Here is a 13,438-nt window from a genome sequence, read left to right as displayed (position 1 = left end):
GATAAAAGGTATGGCAACTCGTAAGGTCACGCTCTCGCTGGACACGGCGGCCATCGAGTACGCCGAGCGCGCGGCGAAGGCGCACGGGATCTCCCTGTCGGCGTGGTTGTCCCGCGCCGCCCGGCGGGAGGCGGTCCGCACCGGCTACCGGGCCCCGGCCCGGCCCGACGCGGAGGCACTGGCGGCAGCCGACGAGGCGGAACTGGCCGCGGCGGAGAAGGACCTGGGTGCGTAAAGGCGAGATCTGGGCGTACAAGCCGCCCACCCAGCCGTCCCGGGAACGCACGGTGCTGCTGCTGTCCTCCGACGGCGTCAACGAGTCCGAACGGCCGTGGCTCATCGGCACCGAACTGCTGGAGGAGGACCCGCAGGACATCCTCGGCGTCGCCCTGGACAGCCGGTTCTGGATCTCGACGCTGTTCCTGACCCGCCTCTACCGCGGGTGGCTCGTCGAACGCATCGCCGAGATCGACCAGCAGACGCAGGAGCAGGTCGACATCGCCCTGCGCGCCGCCCTCGACCTCTAACCGGCGGTGACCGTCGCGGCCGGGTGGAGGTTGCCGTCCTGTCCCTTCAGGCACGCCGCCGCCGGGGCGTCGGTCGCCAGAAACTCGGTCAGGCAGCGGCCGAACTGGGCGTGCCCGTTGGCGTTGGGGTGGAACGATTCCTGAATGGCATGGCTCGCCCTGTCGGCGTCGGCCAGGTCGTTGAGCTGCAGCGTCAGCCGGCTGAACCACTCCGTGGAGGGGTCGGCGCCGCCGCTGCACGCCTCGTGGCCGAGCCCGGCGCGGGAGAGGTCCAGGAACCGGACCCCGGCCTGCGCCGCCGCCGAAGCCAGGCCGCGCGAGAGCACCGGCACGCCCTCCTCGACCACCCAGCGCAGGTCCTCGGTGCGGAACGGGCACCCGTTGAGGTTCTGCAGGTTCGCCGGGATCCCCGGGCCGATCGGCGCCGCGTAGGACTGCAGCACCAGCTGGTAGTCCCCGGGCTGGTACCCGGCCCGGGCGAGGACCGTCTTGATGTCGCCCAGCGCCGCGACCACCTTCGGCACCATCGCGTCCACCCGTTGCTGCCAGGTCGGGGCGATCGCGGTGCGGCAGGGCGCGTTGCCGGAGACGAACCACGCCTGGAAGCACTGCGAGATCAGCTGGGAGAAGTGCGGGTCGTCGTTGGCGCCCACGGCCACCACGATCGCCGCGACCCGGTGGGTCTTCACCAGCTCCGCCAGCTGCCCGGCCTGCGAGGGCTCGGTCCACTGCCGGGTGTCGCCGAGCCCGACCTGCGCGGCGGGCGCGCCGGAGCAGGCGAGGTTGACCTTCTCCACGATCCCCGGGATGTCGGTCTTCTCCACCGTCGCGTTGGGGGAGCGGTGGCACCAGTCGCCGTTGGTGCCGTTGGTGTCCGGCGTGTAGTCGCCGGCGCCTTCCCCGGACAGGGTGCTGTCGCCCATCGACACGATCGTCAGCGGGCCGGTGCCGGGCGGGCCGGGGCGGTCGACGGGCCCGGGTGGCGCGCTCGGCCCGGTGAACGCGAACATCCCCACCAGCACCAGGACGAAGAGCAGGACGCCCCCGCCGATCCACCACCGAAACCGTCGCACCGGTGGCAGTTTAGAGAAGCCGGGCCAAAGCCCTTGTGAGCCCGGTGCCCATGATCATTCGCGCCGCCCGCCCCGGGGTTCAGGACGGGTGACGCGCTTGCCAGAACCGCGTGGCGCGGCACATCCTGGACGTTCCGGGCAGGAGGTGGTCGCGCCGTGACCGACGTGCTGTTCCCGCTGCTGTCGGAGTCCGATCCCGACGCCGAGGGCGTGGTGGCGACGTGGTTCGTCCACGACGGCGAACGCGTCGCCGAGGGCGATCTGCTCGCCGAGGTCGCCTTGGACAAGGCCGACGTGGAGATCTCCGCGCCCGCGGCCGGGGTCGTGCGGCTGCTGGCGAAGGAGGGCGACGCGCTGGTGCAGGGCGCGTTGATCGCGCGCGTGGAGTGAGCGGGTTTCCCGCCCCGGCCGGCGGGGAAGACTCCGACGATGCGGTGCAGGTTCTGCGACACCCCGCCGGCGGCCGGTGAGCGCCGCGTGCCCGGTCCGTCCGGGCCGATCTGCGCCCGCTGCGTGGAAACCGGGCTCGGCCTCGTCCGCGACGGCCGCCCGCGCACCAGCCGGGGTGGCACGGAGCTGGACCGGGTCCGGGCCGGGGGAGCGCCGTGCGAATTCTGCGACCGCACGGACCGGCGCACCTTCCTCGGCTTCACCCGCGGCCTGCCGCGCATGCGCTGTGCCCAAACCGGCGCCGTGATCTGCCACGACTGCCTCGACCACAGCGGCAACCTGCTCAACCAGGCGCTGCGGCACGTGTGAGGAACCCGGTCTCGCGGCGGACCATCACCGTGCGCGCGGCCGGCGTGTCGTAACCGAGCGCCGAGGCGACCGCCGTCACGGTCGCGCCGGTCGCGAGGAGCCGGATCGCGTGCAGGACGCAGGCCCGCTGGCACCGCCGCTGGAATTCCCCTCAGGGGCGCGCAGCCGCGGTACTCCGGCTCGATGCCGACGGTGCCGAACAACAGTTCCCCGCAGCAGTGGGAAAACCGCGACGACCCGGCACCGGGCGGGAAACCCCGGCACGGCGGCGGGTTCGAGGTAGAGGCTGCGGGTGCTGACGTATCAGGACCTGGTGCGGCCTCCGCGGCGGGATGAGGACCGGCGGCCCCGGGGGCACGGTCCAGGCACCCTCGCCGCTTTCGACCGGTGATGGTGGTGAACTCCCTGGCCGCCACCGTCGCCCAGGCCCGCGCCGGCCGTGTGCGCCGGGACCGCGTGTGGCCGCTGATCGCGTCCGCGCGCTCGGCGCCGTCGTCGGCTCACTGGCCGCGACCCGCCTGCCCGGAGGGATCCTGCACGCCGCGTTCGTCGCCTACCCGGCAACCACGTTCGTGGACTGCCTCCCGCGGGGCCGGGATCGCCGCGGCCTGTCCGTCTCAGCCCTGCGCCGCCCACCAGGTGCGGCCCTGCTCGGGCAGCGTGGAGATCGGGTCGTAGAACGGGTAGCGGCGGCGCAGCGCCTCGGGGTCGGCGTGTTCGATTCCGGTGCGGTAGTTCTTCGTCCAGTAGGAGATGCCGCGCTCCCGGTCGTACTCGGCGACCTGGTGCACCCACCGCTTCCCGACGTAGGGCACGTCGCACACGATGCGGGGCGTCGCGTATCCCGGCAGGTAGCCCATGATCGCGTGCTGCAGGTCCTGCGCCTCCCACACCGCCAGCCGCCAGTGCTCGGCGTTGGGGATCATGTCGCACAGGTAGAAGTAGTACGGCAGGATGTTCGCCTCACCCTGCAGCGCGAAGCACAGATCGAGCAGCGCCGCCGGGGTCGCGTTCACCCCGCGCATCAGCACCCCCTGGTTGCGCACGTCCCGCACCCCGACCTCCAGCGCGGTCCGCGCCGCCTCGGCCACCAGCGGCGTCACCGATTGGACGTGGTTGACGTGTGTGTGGATCGCCAGGTTCACCCCGCGCCGCCGCGCGGTGCCGGCCACCCGCTCCAGCCCCTCGACGATCTTGGGCTGCAGCCAGTGCTGCGGCATCCCGGCCAGCGCCTTGGTCGCCAGCCGGATGTCGCGCACCGTCTCGATGTCCAGCAGCCGCATCAGGAACGACTCCAGCTGGTGCCACGGCACGTTCGCCACGTCCCCGCCGGAGACCACCACGTCCCGCACCCCGGGGGTGCGGCGCAGGTAGCCGATCATCGCGTCCTGGCGGTCTGCCGGCTTGAGGTCCAGCTTGTGCTTGACCACCTGCTCGGTCGAGTTGCCCACCAGGTCCATCCGGGTGCAGTGGCCGCAGTACTGGGGGCAGGTCGAGATCAGCTCGGCCAGCACCTTGGTGGGGTAGCGGTGGGTCAGGCCCTCCACCACCCACATCTCGGCCTCGTGGAGCGAGTCGCGCGCCGAGTGCGGGTGGCTGGGCCACTCCGGGTCGCGGTCGCTGCGCACCGGCAGCATGTAGCGGCGGATCGGATCGGCGTAGAACGCCTCGGTCGACTCGACCGACATGGTGTTGAGCATCTGCGGCGGCACCAGCATGGACATCGTCGCCAGCTCGCGCTGGTCGGCGGCCAGGTCGTCGTAGAAGCGGTCCGCGACGAGGTCGCCCAGCACCGCCCGCAGCTGCTTGATGTTGCGCACGCAGTGCACCCGCTGCCACTGGGCGTCCCGCCACTGCGCCTCGGTCACCTCGCGCCACCCGGGGAACCGGCGCCAGTCCGGTTCGGTCAGCTCGGTGCGGCGGTAGGCGTAGGGCTGGTCGGCGACATCGGTGGTGTCGGCGGGGGAGACTTCCTGGATCGCAGTCAACTCTGCTCCTCGTCGGCGCTGTGGCGTCAAAACTTCCGGTGAAAGTGACAATACGACGTAAATGCTTTCGTCGCGACCCATCGTGCACACTCGACACCGTGACCGACGACAGCACCACGCTCCTGCTGGGCGGGCGGATCCATTCGCCCAGCAACCCCGACGCCACCGCGATGGCCGTCAAGGACGGCACGATCGTCTGGATCGGCCAGGACGGCCCCGGCCGCGCCCTCCACCCGGACGCCCGCGTGGAAGACCTCGACGGCGCGTTCGTCGCCCCCGGCTTCGTCGACGCCCACGTGCACGCCACCGCCACCGGCCTCCACCTGGCCGGGGTGGACCTCGGCGGGATCACCGACGCCGCCGGGCTGCTGGCCGCGATCCGCGCCGCCGCCCGCCCCGGCGAGGTCCTCATCGCCCACGGCTGGGACGAAACCACCTGGACCACGCCCCGGCTGCCCAGCCGCGCCGAGATCGACGAGGCCGCCGGCGGCGTGCCCGTCTACCTCAGCCGCGTCGACGTCCACTCCGCGCTGGTGTCCACTGCGCTGGTCGGACTCGCCCCCACCGCCCGCGACGCCGCCGGCTGGTCCGCCGAGGGACCCCTGACCCGCGACGCGCACCACCACGTCCGCGGCGCGGTGCGCGCCGCGCTCACCCGCGAGCAGCGACGCCGCGCCCAGGAAGCGTTCCTCCGGCTGGCCGCGGCCCGCGGCATCGTCAGCGTCCACGAGTGCGCCGGGCCCGACATCTCCGGCGAGGACGACCTCGCCGACCTCCTCGCCCTGGCCGCCGAACCCGGCCACCCCGAGGTCGTCGGCTACTGGGGCGAACTCGAAGCCGCCGGCACCGCCCGCCGCCTCGGCGCGCGCGGCCTCGCCGGGGACCTGTTCGTCGACGGCGCCCTGGGTTCCCGCACCGCCGCGCTGCACGAGCCCTACCTCGACGAACCCTCCTCCACCGGCGCCCGCTACCTCGACGCCGACGCCATCGCCGCCCACCTGATCGCGTGCACCGAAGCCGGGCTGCAGGCCGGCTTCCACGTCATCGGCGACGCCGGGGTGGCCGAGGTCGTCCGCGGCTTCCAGCTCGCCGAGAAGACCGTCGGCCAGCGGGCCCTGGCCGGCGGCCACCACCGGCTGGAACACCTGGAGATGATCGACGCCGAGCAAGCGAAGGCCCTGGCCGGGTGGGGCGTCACCGGCTCCATGCAGCCCCAGTTCGACGCGCTGTGGGGCGGCCCGGAGGGCATGTACGCCCGGCGGCTGGGCGCCGGGCGGGCCGCGGGCATGAACCCGTTCGCGATGCTCGCCGCCGAAGGGGTCCTGCTCGCCTTCGGCTCCGACTGCCCGGTCACCCCGCTGCAGCCGTGGGAGAGCGTGCGTGCCGCCATCCACCACCGCACACCCGGCTCCGGACTGTCCGCCCGCGCCGCCTTCACCGCCCACACCCGCGGCGGCCACCGCGCGGCCGGCGACACCGACGGCCTCACCGGCAGCCTGGTCCCCGGCGCCCCCGCGCACTACGCCGTCTGGGACGCCGCCGACCTCGTCGTCGCCGCACCCGACTCCCGGGTCCAGCGCTGGTCCACCGACCCGCGCTCCCGCGTGCCCGCGCTGCCGCCGCTCGACCCGGACGCGCCGCTGCCGGCCTGCCTGCGCACCGTCCGCGCGGGCGAGGTTCTCTACGACGCGTTCACCTCCGCGGCCTAGAGTTCAGCACGTGGCAGCACCTGTGGCCGAATCCGCCGGACCGTCGGCACCTCCCCGGAAGAAGCGGGCCTGGCGGCCGTGGCTGCTGCGCCTGGCGCTCGCCGCGGCGTCCGGGTTCGTCTTCTACCTCGCCTTCGCGCCCCGCGACCTGTGGTGGCTCGCGCCGCTCGGGTTCGCCGGGCTCGGCCTGGTGCTGCGGGGACGGCGGTTCTGGGGTGGCCTGGGCTACGGCTTCGTGTTCGGGCTCGGCCTGTACCTGCCGCTGCTGTTCTGGCTGCAGGACTTCCTCGGCCGCGGGTTCGGCCCGGCGCCCTGGGCCGGGCTGTCCGCCGCCCTGGCCGCCTACCTCGGGCTCGCGGCCGCCCTGTGCACCGTCGCCGCTCGGCTGCCCGGCGCGCCGGTGTGGATGGCGGCGGTGATCATCGCCAGCGAGACCCCGCGCAGCTGGTGGCCCTTCGGCGGGTTCCCGTGGGGCCGGGTCGCGTTCAGCCAGCCCGAGGGCGCCTTCACCCCGCTCGCCGCGATCGGCGGCGCGCCACTGACCGGGTTCGCCGTCGTGGTGACCGGCTTCGGCCTCGCCGCGCTGCTCGCGCACGCCGCCCGCCGCGACTGGCGCGCCGCGCGGCTGCCCGTGATCGCCACCGTGGTCCCGGTGATCGCCGGGCTGGCGTTGTGGCCCACGATCGGCACCGGCGCGCAGGCCGGTACCCGCACCGTCGCCACCGTGCAGGGCAACGCGCCCGACGTCGGCATCGACCTGATCAACGAGTCACCGGCCCTGCGCGCCAACCACCTCGCCCAGAGCGAAGTGCTGGCCGCGCGCATCCGCTCCGGCGCCGTGCCCGCGCCGGACCTGATCGTGTGGCCGGAGACCGCCACCGACCTCACCACCACCGACCCCGTGCTCGACCAGGTGGTGCGCGACCTCGGCATCCCCACCCTGATCGGCGCCCGCTACCGCGAACCCGGGCAGCGCACCCAGAACATCGAGTTCGTGTGGGACCCGGTCACCGGCCGCGGCGAGAGCTACAGCAAGCAGGAGCTGGTGCCCTTCGCCGAGTTCGTCCCCGCGCGGTCGATCGCGCGCTGGTTCACCCCGTTCGTCGACGACACCAGCGACATGCGGGCCGGGACCGCGCCCGCGGTGCTCGACATCGCCGGGACCAGGGTGGCCGTGCCGATCTGCTACGAGATCGCCTACGACTACGTCTCCCGCGACGCGGTCAACGACGGCGCCCAGCTGATCGTGCTGCCCACCAACAACGCCTGGTACGGGCACAGCGAGATGACCTACCAGCAGCTGGCGATGGCGCGGCTGCGGGCCGTCGAGCACGGCCGCGCGGTCGTGGTGTCGGCCACCAGCGGGGTCAGCGCCCTGGTCGAGCCGGACGGCACCGTGACGCAGTCGACCAGCCAGTTCACCGCCGCCTCCCTGGTCGGGGAGGTGCCGCTGCGCACACAGGCTACGCTGTCGGATCGACTCGGGGCCTCGACGGAGTACGGGCTGGTCGCAGCGGCGATCGCCGCCATCCTGGCCGGGCTCGTGCTCCGCTTCCGCACCCGGGTCACGAGCACGACGGCGACCAGGGCGGAGTGAGGTTCTCCGCGGGGGAGGAACAAGGGGATGGCGCACGCGCCACGGCCGACGCGACCGATCGATCCGGTGCTGGTGGTGATCCCGACCTACAACGAGCGGGACAACCTGCCGGTCGTCCTGGAGCGGCTGCACCGGGCGCTGCCCGCCGTGCACGCGCTGGTCGTCGACGACGGCAGCCCGGACGGCACCGGCGAGCTCGCCGACAAGATCGCCGCCGGTGACGACCGCGTCCACGTGCTGCACCGCACCGAGAAGGCCGGCCTCGGCGCCGCCTACGTGGCCGGGTTCCGGTGGGGCCTGGAACGCGACTACTGCACGATCGTCGAGATGGACGCCGACGGCTCGCACGCCCCCGAGGACCTGCCCCGGATGCTCGACGCCCTCGGCGACGCCGACCTGGTGCTCGGCTCGCGGTACGTGCCCGGCGGCAGCCTGGTGAACTGGCCCAAGCACCGCGAACTGCTCTCCCGCGCGGCCAACCTCTACTCGCGGCTCGCGCTCGGCGTGCGGATCAAGGACGTGACCGCCGGGTTCCGCGCCTACCGGCGGGAGGTGCTGGAGAAGCTGCCGCTGGAGGAGATCGCCTCGCGCGGCTACTGCTTCCAGATCGACCTCGCGTGGCGCACCGTCCGCACCGGGTTCGACGTGGTCGAGGTGCCGATCACCTTCACCGAGCGCGAGATCGGCCAGTCGAAGATGAGCGGCGCCATCATCCGCGAGGCCCTGCTGCGGGTCGGTCTGTGGGGCGCTCGCCACCGGGCCGAGCAGGTGCGGACGCTGCTGCGCCGCTTCGGCTGAGGACGGCGACCGCGATCAGCGGCACCGCCGACGCACCCTGCATCGCGGCGTACCAGACCGGGCAGACACCCGGGATCAGATCGACCGCGACGATCGCGACCGGCAGGACGGCCACCGTCGCCGGCACGACGCCACTCATCACGCCGTAGATCACCAGGCACTTGTGCACTGTCTCGTTCGTCGTTCCGGCGACGCTATGCGGGCCGCCGTGCCCGGCAGTACCGGTCCAGGCCCACACCCCGGTGGGGCTGGACCCACCGGGGCCGGCACAGGCGAAGGCCCCCGTGGCGGGAGGACACGGGGGCCTTCGGTGTGGTGGGAGAGGCAGGAGCGCTACGCCGACTTGGACGTACGCCGTCCCTTCAGCTCAGCGAGACGCTCGTTCAGCAGTTCCTCGAGCTCGGGAATGCTCCGCCGCTCGAGCAGCATGTCCCAGTGCGTGCGCGGCGGCTTGACCTTCTTCTGCTCGGGCTGCGCGCCATCGACGATCTCGGACTCGCTGCCGTGCAGGCGGCACTCCCACACCGAGGGGATCTCGGCGTCGTCGGAGAAGGGCACCTCGAACTCGTGGTTCTTCGGACACGCGTAACGCACCGTCCGGCGCGGGGCCAGATCGTGATTGCGGTCGGTCTCGTAGCTGACCGCTCCCAGCCGGCTTCCACGGAGAACACGGTCGGCCATGATGACGTCCTTTCAGTCGGCTCCGGGTCTAGAGCCAGGGTGATGCTCACCCTATGCAACGGCTACTGGCAACTGGGAATTCCCACCGCACCATGTCGTTACTCACGATGAGCTGCGTCACCCCTCGGCAACAGCTTCCTCTGTTGAGAGGTGATTCGGCGCGCGACGTGACGCGGATGTGGTGCTCTTCTCGGCATATTCCCCCGTGCGGGGGAGCGGCTGATCCGTTCAGGTCAGTCGTAGCTGACCGTGCCGTGGTGTCGCGGGCCCGAGGTCGCCGAGCCGGAAGTGGCGGCGGCATAATACTTGATAACGCAACGTAGCCACTTCCGTCTCCCAGTGTGGTGAACTTGTGTTTTCAACTACCCCCGGAACGGTGTCGGCGACCACCACCGTGTCCCCCTCCCGGAGGACCTCCCCGTCAGCCACCCGGGCGTTGAACCGCCCCGGCGCGCCGCACCAGCACAGCACCTCCACCTGCACCGGCTGCAGCTCGTCGGCCAGCTCGAACAGCCGCCGCGCGCCCGGGAAGAGCCGGCCGCGGAAGTCGGTGGCGATGCCGAAGCAGTACACGTCCAGGGACACCTCGTCGGCCAGCTCGGCCAGCTGCTCGACCTGCTCGGCGGACAGGAACTGCGCCTCGTCCACGATCAGGTAGTCCAGGTGCCGCCCGGCGACCCACTCGCGGCGGACCAGCTGCCGCAGGTCGGTGTCCGCGCCCACCTCGGTCGCCCCGCGCGTGATCCCGATCCGGCTGCTGATCCGCGGCTCGCCCGAGCGGTCGTGCCGCACCAGCAGCATCCCGCGCCGGCCCTGCCGCGCGTGGTTGTGGTCGATTTGCAGCGCCAGCGTGGACTTGCCGCAGTCCATCGGTCCGTAGCAGAACCGCAGCCTGCCCCGCGCCGGCACGCCCGAGCCGTTGCGCGAGGGCAGCGGGGACAGGGCGTCGGTCGGGTCGGGATCGGAGTCGACAGGGGTGGTCACGACCGACGACCCTATCCAGCCCCGCCGACGGCTCCCTTGATCGGGTGAAAACAGCGGAGCCGCCGCCTCCGGGTGCCGATGACAGGGGAGTGGCGCTAAGGGGAGCACTTTGTCCGGTTTTCCGGGGTGTTCGCAGGTCCGCGCGCGAGGCGGGGGCCGGCCGGCGGGTGGTGCCGGTGATGCTGATGGGCTTGTTGTGACAGTTGTGGTTCCTGATGTCCAAACTTACGGTGGCCGCATGAGAAAGCCCCGGTGGAGACCCCCGGCCCGCGCGAGCGCCGGGCTCGTGCTCGCGGTGCTGCTCGCCCTGGGGGTCCAGGTGGTCACCGCCCCGTCCGCGGCGGCCGACCCGAGCGCGGCGACCTGGCTGAAGCTGCGCATGTGCGAGTCCAGCAACCGCTACTCGGTCAACACCGGCAACGGCTACTACGGCGCCTACCAGTTCGACCTGCCCACCTGGCGCAGCGTCGGCGGCAAGGGCCGCCCCGACCTCGCCACCCCCGCCGAGCAGGACTACCGGGCGCTCTACCTCTACCGCATGCGCGGCTGGCAGCCCTGGGAGTGCGCCGGCATGCTCGGGCTGCGCAACGACAAGGACGCCCGCAGCAAACGCGTCCCCAGCTACGCCGAGAGCGCCTACATCGGCGGCGGCGGAGTCCCCGCCCCGGCGCCGGTGACCAAACCCGCCTGGCCCGGAGTCGTCTACGCCTACGGCGACTGCGCCGACGCCCTCAAGACCTTCCAGCTGCGGATGAACGCCTTCGGCTACGGCTTCACCGGCACCGGCTGCTACTACGACAAGACCCGCGACGCCGTCCTGGACCTGCAACGCGCCAACGGCATCAACGACTCCGGGCGCCTGGGCCCCAAGACGTGGAACGCGGCGTGGGAGGGCAAGCCGCCGCGCTAGGTCGCCGGTGGCCAGGCGCCGCGCTCGGTGAGCACCTCGCGCAGCACGTCCGGCCGGTCGGTGACGATGCCGTGCACACCCAGGTCCAGCAGCCGCTCCATGTGGGCGCGGTTGTTGATCGTCCAGGCGTGCACCTCGGCGCCGGCCCGCTCGGCGCTGCGCACGAACCCGCGGTCGATCACCGTCATCGCGCCCTGCCGGGAGGGCACCTGCGCCATCTCGCCCCGGCACAGGAAGCCCAGCCGCGCCCACGGCAGCCACCCGCTGGCCCACAGCACGGCCGCCGACCGCGGCCCCATCGACGTGATCAGCTTCGGCCCCGCCAGCTTGCGGATCGCGGCCAGCCGGGTGTCGGAGAACGCGGCCGCCGCGACCCGGTCGAACGCGCCCATCCGCTCGATCGTCTTCACGAACGGCACGACCGCCCGGCCGCTCTTGATGTCGATGTTGAACCGGGTCTGGGGGAGTTCCTCCAGCACGTCCTCCAGGCGCGGCACCGGTGTGCGGCCGCCGATCTTGGCCTGCCGCACGGCCTTCCACGTCTGCTTCGCGATCGGGCCGTGCGCGTCGGTCGTGCGGTCCAGCAGCGCGTCGTGGTGGACCACGACCACACCGTCGGCCGTGGCGTGCACGTCGGTCTCGACGTAGGCGTAGCCCTCGGCGGCCGCGCGCTGGAACGCGGGAAGCGAGTTCTCCAGCCCGTCCAGCTCGTCCAGGTGCCAGCCGCGGTGGGCGAACGCGCGGGGCAGGGTGCCGCTCAGGTACGGGTGGTTGATCTGCACCCGACCAGTGTGCGGCATCGGCGTGGCCGAGGCATGAGTGCGGAGTGGCCGGTTAGGGTCTGCTGCGTGAGCGGACAGGTGGACCAGATCGAGGCGGTGGCCCCACGCCGGCGGCGGGCGGGCGCCGTCCTGCACTGCGGATGGTGCGGCAGGCCGATCGAACAGGGCAGCACCGGCCGCCGGCGACGGTACTGCGGGCAGTCCTGCCGGCAACGCGCCTACGAACGCCGGGTCGCGGTCCAGCGCACCGGGCTGCCCGAAGACGCCGTCGTGCTGTCCGACACCGAGCTGACCGCGCTGCAGGACCGCCTGTTCCAGCTGCGCTGCGCCGCCGAGGACGTCGTCACCGCTGCCGACGACGGCGCCGACGCCGGTGAGCTGCGCCGCATGGCCCGCGAACTCGCCGAAACGGCCCGCGACCTGGAACGGCTGCGCTGACCCACCGGGTCGACACCACCGCCGCGGGCCGGGATGATCGTCGGCATGGCGGAGCGGTACGAGTACAAGGTGGTCGAGCTGCGCGAGAAGCTCATCGGCGGCAAGATGTCCGGCGCCCGGCTGGAGAAGGTGCTCAACGACCAGGCCGCCCAGGGCTGGCGCCTCAAGGCCATCACCACGGCGGACGTGAAGGGCCGTCTCGGGCCGGGTGGTGTCGAGGGCATCCTGGTGACCTTCGAACGGCCCGTGAGCTGAACCGCGACGGCCGGTGCGCCGATTCCGCCTCCGCGGCGGCGCCCGGTATGGCACGATTCCGCAGGTGACCAGGAGTACCGGCGAGGCCCAGCGCCTCCGCGACCTCGCGATGCTGCGCCGTGTCAAGGACCGGATCGACCGGGAGTACGCGCAGCCGCTGGACGTCGAGGCGCTCGCCCGCGGCGTGAACGTCTCGGCCGGGCACCTCAGCCGGGAGTTCAAGCGCGCCTACGGCGAATCGCCCTACTCCTACCTCATGACCCGGCGCATCGAACGCGCGATGGCGCTGCTGCGCCGGGGCGACCTGAGCGTCACCGAGGTCTGCTTCGCCGTCGGCTGCTCGTCACTGGGCACCTTCAGCACCCGCTTCACCGAACTGGTCGGCATGCCACCCAGCGCCTACCGCGCCCAGGCCGCCGACGCGACGCTGGGCATGCCCGCGTGCATCGCCAAGCAGGTCACCAGACCGGTCAGGAATCGAGAAGCGCCGCCGGCGGCCCGGAAATAGTGTGGCCGCCATGGACATCAGCATTCACGCCACCTACCTCCCGCACAACGACCGGGACGCCGCCGTCGCCTTCTACCGCGACGTCCTCGGCTTCGAGGTCCGCAACGACGTCGGCTTCAACGGCATGCACTGGATCACCGTGGGCCCGCCCGGCCAGGACGTCTCCATCGTGCTGTACCCGCCGGAGGCCACCCCCGGCATCACCGACGACGAGCGCAACGCCATCTCCGAGATGATGGCCAAGGGCACCTTCGCCAGCATCAACCTCGCCACCAAGGACCTCGACGGCGTCTTCGAACGCCTGCAGGCCCGCGACGCCGAGGTCGTCCAGGAGCCGGTCGACCAGCCCTACGGCGTGCGCGACTGCGCCTTCCGCGACCCCGCGGGCAACATGGTCCGCATCCAGCAGCTGAGCTGACCCCATCGCGT

Annotated in this window: 17 protein-coding genes; 12 read left to right on the top strand and 5 right to left on the bottom strand. The window is 72.4% G+C overall.

What is annotated here, in order from left to right; translation table 11 throughout:
• Positions 1–10 precede the first annotated feature (10 nt).
• Both L1857_RS20355 and L1857_RS20350 read left to right on the top strand, forming a co-directional pair.
• Complete coding sequence (locus tag L1857_RS20355) at positions 11–235, top strand: hypothetical protein (RefSeq protein ID WP_094002951.1); 225 nt, start codon at positions 11–13, stop codon at positions 233–235.
• Positions 228–527: a hypothetical protein gene (locus L1857_RS20350; RefSeq protein WP_020417852.1), complete on the top strand. Its 300-nt coding sequence runs from the start codon at positions 228–230 to the stop codon at positions 525–527. Before L1857_RS20355 ends, L1857_RS20350 begins: the two co-directional genes overlap by 8 nt.
• Here the strand turns inward: L1857_RS20350 and L1857_RS20345 are convergent.
• On the bottom strand, positions 524–1,600 hold the full coding sequence (locus tag L1857_RS20345; RefSeq protein WP_205413149.1) for a GDSL-type esterase/lipase family protein: 1,077 nt from the start codon (positions 1,598–1,600) through the stop codon (positions 524–526). The two genes, L1857_RS20350 and L1857_RS20345, sit on opposite strands and share 4 nt — an antisense overlap.
• A 156-nt stretch (positions 1,601–1,756) precedes the next feature.
• Between L1857_RS20345 and L1857_RS20340 the strand changes: the two genes are divergently transcribed.
• Together L1857_RS20340 and L1857_RS20335 are read left to right on the top strand one after the other, a co-directional pair.
• Positions 1,757–1,990: a biotin/lipoyl-containing protein gene (locus L1857_RS20340; protein WP_094002952.1), complete on the top strand. Its 234-nt coding sequence runs from the start codon at positions 1,757–1,759 to the stop codon at positions 1,988–1,990.
• Between the two features lie 39 nt (positions 1,991–2,029).
• Positions 2,030–2,359: a hypothetical protein gene (locus tag L1857_RS20335; RefSeq protein WP_094002953.1), complete on the top strand. Its 330-nt coding sequence runs from the start codon at positions 2,030–2,032 to the stop codon at positions 2,357–2,359.
• 617 nt (positions 2,360–2,976) lie between these two features.
• On the opposite strand, the gene L1857_RS20330 is transcribed toward L1857_RS20335, so the two are convergent.
• Positions 2,977–4,347, bottom strand: coding sequence for a KamA family radical SAM protein (locus L1857_RS20330; RefSeq protein ID WP_116109128.1), 1,371 nt, complete (start codon positions 4,345–4,347; stop codon positions 2,977–2,979).
• A gap of 98 nt (positions 4,348–4,445) precedes the next feature.
• Here L1857_RS20330 and L1857_RS20325 point away from each other — a divergent pair, with 98 nt between their 5' ends.
• From L1857_RS20325 to L1857_RS20315, 3 genes are read left to right on the top strand one after another with little or no spacing between them, the layout of a single operon-like run.
• Entirely contained in the window at positions 4,446–6,056 is a 1,611-nt protein-coding gene (locus L1857_RS20325) for an amidohydrolase (protein ID WP_249465891.1), read from the top strand.
• A gap of 22 nt (positions 6,057–6,078) precedes the next feature.
• Positions 6,079–7,653, top strand: a complete 1,575-nt coding sequence (gene lnt / locus L1857_RS20320) for an apolipoprotein N-acyltransferase (protein WP_116109134.1) — start codon at positions 6,079–6,081, stop codon at positions 7,651–7,653.
• 27 nt (positions 7,654–7,680) lie between these two features.
• On the top strand, positions 7,681–8,451 hold the full coding sequence (locus L1857_RS20315) for a polyprenol monophosphomannose synthase (protein WP_116109136.1): 771 nt from the start codon (positions 7,681–7,683) through the stop codon (positions 8,449–8,451).
• 333 nt (positions 8,452–8,784) lie between these two features.
• Here L1857_RS20315 and L1857_RS20310 read toward each other — a convergent pair whose 3' ends face one another.
• Together L1857_RS20310 and L1857_RS20305 are read right to left on the bottom strand one after the other, a co-directional pair.
• Positions 8,785–9,132 (bottom strand): RNA polymerase-binding protein RbpA, encoded by a 348-nt coding sequence (locus L1857_RS20310; protein WP_017982421.1) that lies wholly within the window; start codon positions 9,130–9,132, stop codon positions 8,785–8,787.
• A 228-nt stretch (positions 9,133–9,360) separates the two neighbouring features.
• Positions 9,361–10,116, bottom strand: coding sequence for a thymidine kinase (locus tag L1857_RS20305; RefSeq protein WP_094002958.1), 756 nt, complete (start codon positions 10,114–10,116; stop codon positions 9,361–9,363).
• Between the two features lie 238 nt (positions 10,117–10,354).
• Between L1857_RS20305 and L1857_RS20300 the strand changes: the two genes are divergently transcribed.
• Positions 10,355–11,026 (top strand): transglycosylase family protein, encoded by a 672-nt coding sequence (locus L1857_RS20300; protein WP_116109141.1) that lies wholly within the window; start codon positions 10,355–10,357, stop codon positions 11,024–11,026.
• Here the strand turns inward: L1857_RS20300 and L1857_RS20295 are convergent.
• Positions 11,023–11,826, bottom strand: coding sequence for a glycerophosphodiester phosphodiesterase family protein (locus L1857_RS20295; protein ID WP_429727773.1), 804 nt, complete (start codon positions 11,824–11,826; stop codon positions 11,023–11,025). The genes L1857_RS20300 and L1857_RS20295 overlap by 4 nt on opposite strands.
• A 48-nt stretch (positions 11,827–11,874) precedes the next feature.
• Between L1857_RS20295 and L1857_RS20290 the strand changes: the two genes are divergently transcribed.
• The 4 genes from L1857_RS20290 to L1857_RS20275 all read left to right on the top strand — a co-directional run bounded on the left by L1857_RS20290 (position 11,875) and on the right by L1857_RS20275 (position 13,427).
• Entirely contained in the window at positions 11,875–12,246 is a 372-nt protein-coding gene (locus L1857_RS20290) for a hypothetical protein (RefSeq protein WP_198958094.1), read from the top strand.
• Between the two features lie 45 nt (positions 12,247–12,291).
• Complete coding sequence (locus L1857_RS20285; RefSeq protein ID WP_116109339.1) at positions 12,292–12,501, top strand: DUF4177 domain-containing protein; 210 nt, start codon at positions 12,292–12,294, stop codon at positions 12,499–12,501.
• A gap of 109 nt (positions 12,502–12,610) precedes the next feature.
• Positions 12,611–13,009 (top strand): helix-turn-helix transcriptional regulator, encoded by a 399-nt coding sequence (locus L1857_RS20280; protein WP_205413157.1) that lies wholly within the window; start codon positions 12,611–12,613, stop codon positions 13,007–13,009.
• Between the two features lie 10 nt (positions 13,010–13,019).
• Complete coding sequence (locus L1857_RS20275) at positions 13,020–13,427, top strand: VOC family protein (RefSeq protein ID WP_116109342.1); 408 nt, start codon at positions 13,020–13,022, stop codon at positions 13,425–13,427.
• Positions 13,428–13,438 lie beyond the last annotated feature (11 nt).

It is taken from the genome of Amycolatopsis thermalba (assembly GCF_023376025.1).
Lineage (GTDB): Bacteria > Actinomycetota > Actinomycetes > Mycobacteriales > Pseudonocardiaceae > Amycolatopsis_E > Amycolatopsis_E thermalba.
This window is presented reverse-complemented; position numbering and strand designations above follow the sequence as displayed.

What these genes read in the sequence shown, in the direction of transcription:
- L1857_RS20355 (WP_094002951.1), top strand. Translation starts at nt 11, where the DNA reads ATGGCAACTCGTAAGGTCACGCTCTCGCTGGACACGGCGGCCATCGAG.
- L1857_RS20335 (WP_094002953.1), top strand. Translation starts at nt 2,030, where the DNA reads ATGCGGTGCAGGTTCTGCGACACCCCGCCGGCGGCCGGTGAGCGCCGC.
- L1857_RS20315 (WP_116109136.1), top strand. Translation starts at nt 7,681, where the DNA reads ATGGCGCACGCGCCACGGCCGACGCGACCGATCGATCCGGTGCTGGTG.
- L1857_RS20310 (WP_017982421.1), bottom strand. Translation starts at nt 9,132, where the DNA reads ATGGCCGACCGTGTTCTCCGTGGAAGCCGGCTGGGAGCGGTCAGCTAC.
- L1857_RS20300 (WP_116109141.1), top strand. Translation starts at nt 10,355, where the DNA reads ATGAGAAAGCCCCGGTGGAGACCCCCGGCCCGCGCGAGCGCCGGGCTC.
- L1857_RS20295 (WP_429727773.1), bottom strand. Translation starts at nt 11,826, where the DNA reads ATGCCGCACACTGGTCGGGTGCAGATCAACCACCCGTACCTGAGCGGC.
- L1857_RS20285 (WP_116109339.1), top strand. Translation starts at nt 12,292, where the DNA reads ATGGCGGAGCGGTACGAGTACAAGGTGGTCGAGCTGCGCGAGAAGCTC.
- L1857_RS20280 (WP_205413157.1), top strand. Translation starts at nt 12,611, where the DNA reads ATGCTGCGCCGTGTCAAGGACCGGATCGACCGGGAGTACGCGCAGCCG.
- L1857_RS20275 (WP_116109342.1), top strand. Translation starts at nt 13,020, where the DNA reads ATGGACATCAGCATTCACGCCACCTACCTCCCGCACAACGACCGGGAC.